The sequence below is a fragment of the Capnocytophaga sp. oral taxon 329 str. F0087 genome (genome assembly GCF_000213295.2).
GTDB lineage: Bacteria > Bacteroidota > Bacteroidia > Flavobacteriales > Flavobacteriaceae > Capnocytophaga > Capnocytophaga leadbetteri_A.
Genome location: NZ_KN389984.1, coordinates 35,117 through 38,255 on the forward strand (window position 1 = coordinate 35,117; position 3,139 = coordinate 38,255).

A 3,139-nucleotide genomic window follows, 5' to 3' on the forward strand; every position below is an offset into this window, starting at 1 on the left:
GACAGAAGAAGAACGATGGCAGATAGTGAAACAAGTGTTGCTTAAAGACGAAATACAAAAGACGAAAGACGAGTAAATTGAAAAAGAGTTTGATAATAATAACAGTGGTATTGGCTTTTTTAGGAGGCTGTTATGCCTTGTTCGCCTATCTGATGCAAATAGGGGTGAATGAGGGGTATGAGCCTGTGCAGCCGATACACTTTTCGCATAAGATACACGCGGGCGACAATCAGATAGATTGCCAATACTGCCATTCGGGGGCTCGCTCGTCGGCTATGGCTGCCGTTCCCTCGCTGAATGTGTGTATGGGTTGCCATAAAACGATAAGCGAGTATGAGGGCGAAGAAGACCTTGCGCAAGGTTATACCAAAGCCTTCTACACTGCTGAAATAAAGAAACTATACGCTGCTGCAGGCTGGGACGAACAACAGTTTAAGTACACTGGCAAGCCGCAGGGAGTACAATGGGTGCGCATACATAAGCTGCCCGATTTTACGTATTTCAATCACTCACAACACGTAAAAGTGGCAGGGTTAGACTGCCAACAATGTCACGGTGAGGTGCCTAAAATGGAGGTTATGCGACAGCACGCTCCCCTCACTATGGGGTGGTGCATAGAGTGTCATCGCACGCAGAAAGTCAGCACCGAGTGTGCCAAATGCCATTATTAACCTTAACCCCTCTTTGCTTTGCTTTTTGATGATATACGTTCGGTATTGCAGCCTCGCTACTGTTTGCATTGTGGGGTGCCGCTGTTGGCGCATCAGTCGTACCTATGCCTTAATTGCACAGCGCATTTAGAAGAGACTTCTTTTCATTTATCGCCTAACAACCCCTTATGGCAAACGTTGAGGCATCGTTGCCCTATAGAAGGAGCTACCTCATTATTTTTCTTTGGAAAACGCAATGTGGCACAAGATTTGATACACTATTTGAAGTACAAAGGTAAGCAAGAAATAGGTGAATGGCTTGGCAAGTGGCTCGGTAGCTATATAGCAACTGCCGCTCCCTTTTCTTCAGCAGAAGTGGTGCTACCAGTGCCGCTGCACCCACGCAAATTGCGTCGGCGAGGTTATAATCAAGTAGCGCGTTTTGGGCAGAGTTTAGCTCGCACTATGCAGATAGCCTATACAGATGATTTGCTAATAAAAACCGATGCCGTCGGTACCCAAACGCGGAAGTTTGTATGGAAGCGGTTTAACGAAAATGACTATATTTTCGCCCTCCGCAATCCTGAACGATGGATAGGCAAGCACCTGCTGTTAGTAGATGATGTAATTACTACAGGGTCTACCCTTGAGCGCTGTTACACCGCCTTAAGCAGCATACCAGAGGTGAAAATAAGTGTAGCCTCAATAGCTTGTGCGGTCATCAAATAAGGAAAAATAACTAATTGTAAATTAATAAATAATTTAAATAAATATCGTATGAAGAACACATTGAAACTAATGGCTGTAGCATTCGCTATGTTTGCTTTCAGCACCAACGCTACTGCTGCTACTGTTAAAGCAGTTGATATGAACCAAAGCGTAGTACTTGACCAAGACGGTAACGCTAATGCTAAGGTAGAAAAAGCTGACCAAGACGGCGACAAAAAAGAATGTAAAAAAGACGGTAAAAAGTCTTGCTGCAAAAAAGACGCTAAAGAAGATAAAAAATGTTGCGACAAGAATGCCGACAAAAAATCTTGCTGCAAAAAAGACGGTAAGAAATCTTGCTGCAAAAAAGGAGGAGAAAACCCAGCTGACAAAGACGCTAAATAATCTTTTTTGTAGTCGCTAAAAATATTATTCTGAAATTACACCGAGAAAACCTTAGCCCTTATACTGCTGAGGTTTTCTTTTCACATATTAGCTATACACCTTTTGCTGATGAAAATATCTTTATATACACTCTTGTTTGTTATAGGCTCGCTGCTTAGCAGTTGTGGGGGCGATACCCTGCCCAAACCTAAAGGAGGGTTGCGGTTAGACTATACGCCTGCCGTTTATGCACCTGTTACCCAACTGCCTAACTGTCCGTTTAGCTTTCAGGCTAACAGCCTGTCGGAAGTGAAATATCAGGCACACGATTGCGATATAAACATAGAGTACCCCGCGATGCACGCTACTATCTACCTGACCTATAAGCCCGTAGAAGGCAACCTGAAAAAACTGCTGAAAGATGCCCAAAAGTTTACCTACGAGCACACCATTAAAGCTGATAATATAGCTTCTACCGTTTTTGCTAATGATAGTACCCACGTGTACGGTATGTTTTACCAAGTGTATGGCAATGCCGCTTCGCAATCGCAGTTTTATGCAACTGACAGTCTGCGACACTTTATTTCGGGTTCTATCTACTTTAAGGCAGTGCCGAACTACGATTCTATACAGCCGGCTAGTGCTTATATAGAAAAGGATATTCGCAAAATAATGGAATCGCTACAGTGGAAATAAAAAAATGTGGGCAAAATATTGTGCAGTTAAAAATATTGGCGTAACTTTGCCCTTATAATATTAAATGAATTATGAGTTTACAAACTAAGGTAATGGACGCTCTGAAAGAAGCAATGAAAGCTAAAGATACCATTGCATTAGAATCATTAAGAGCTATTAAATCGGCTATACTGCTGGCTAAAACCGAAGCAGGAGCCGCTGCTGAACTAGCAGAAGAAGAGGAACTAAAACTCCTTCAGAAATTAGTAAAACAACGCAAAGATAGTGCTGCCCTATACGCACAGCAAGGAAGAAACGATTTGGCTGAACCCGAATTGGCACAAGTGGCAGTGATAGAAAAATTCTTGCCTAAACAACTGTCGGAAGCAGAAGTAACAGAAGCCGTGAAAGCTATTATAGCTGAAGTAGGGGGCACCTCTGCCAAAGATATGGGCAAAGTAATGGGAGTAGCTACTAAGCAATTAGCGGGCAAAACCGATGGGAAAGTAATTTCGGCTATAGTAAAATCGCTATTAGCTTAAGCATAACAGAAAATTGGCTGCATAGTTCAACTGGATAGAATATCAGATTCCGGTTCTGACGATAGAGGTTCGAATCCCCTTGCGGTCACAACAAAAAAGCAGATGATACTTTATTAGAAAAAAGTATCAGCTGCTTTCTTTGCCTAATCATCAACATTTATACATCTTGAGGTACTTCCT

The 3,139-nt window shown here is 42.6% G+C and carries 5 protein-coding genes and 1 tRNA gene; all 6 read left to right on the forward strand.

Annotated features, from left to right (window positions below; genetic code table 11):
* The first annotated feature begins 77 nt into the window (after nt 1–77).
* Nucleotides 78–671 carry a cytochrome c3 family protein gene (locus HMPREF9074_RS00640; RefSeq protein WP_155846663.1) on the forward strand — a complete coding sequence of 198 codons (594 nt, stop codon included), beginning with the start codon at nt 78–80 and terminating at the stop codon, nt 669–671.
* Between the two features lie 18 nt (nt 672–689).
* Nucleotides 690–1,379, forward strand: a complete 690-nt coding sequence (locus HMPREF9074_RS00645) for a ComF family protein (protein ID WP_034539259.1) — start codon at nt 690–692, stop codon at nt 1,377–1,379.
* A 48-nt stretch (nt 1,380–1,427) separates the two neighbouring features.
* Nucleotides 1,428–1,763 (forward strand): hypothetical protein, encoded by a 336-nt coding sequence (locus HMPREF9074_RS00650; protein ID WP_009389593.1) that lies wholly within the window; start codon nt 1,428–1,430, stop codon nt 1,761–1,763.
* A 108-nt stretch (nt 1,764–1,871) separates the two neighbouring features.
* Entirely contained in the window at nt 1,872–2,438 is a 567-nt protein-coding gene (gene gldD, locus HMPREF9074_RS00655) for a gliding motility lipoprotein GldD (RefSeq protein WP_009389592.1), read from the forward strand.
* A 71-nt stretch (nt 2,439–2,509) separates the two neighbouring features.
* Nucleotides 2,510–2,959, forward strand: a complete 450-nt coding sequence (locus tag HMPREF9074_RS00660) for a GatB/YqeY domain-containing protein (protein WP_009389590.1) — start codon at nt 2,510–2,512, stop codon at nt 2,957–2,959.
* A gap of 15 nt (nt 2,960–2,974) precedes the next feature.
* Nucleotides 2,975–3,047 (forward strand) — tRNA-Arg (locus HMPREF9074_RS00665).
* The last annotated feature ends 92 nt before the right edge of the window (nt 3,048–3,139 follow it).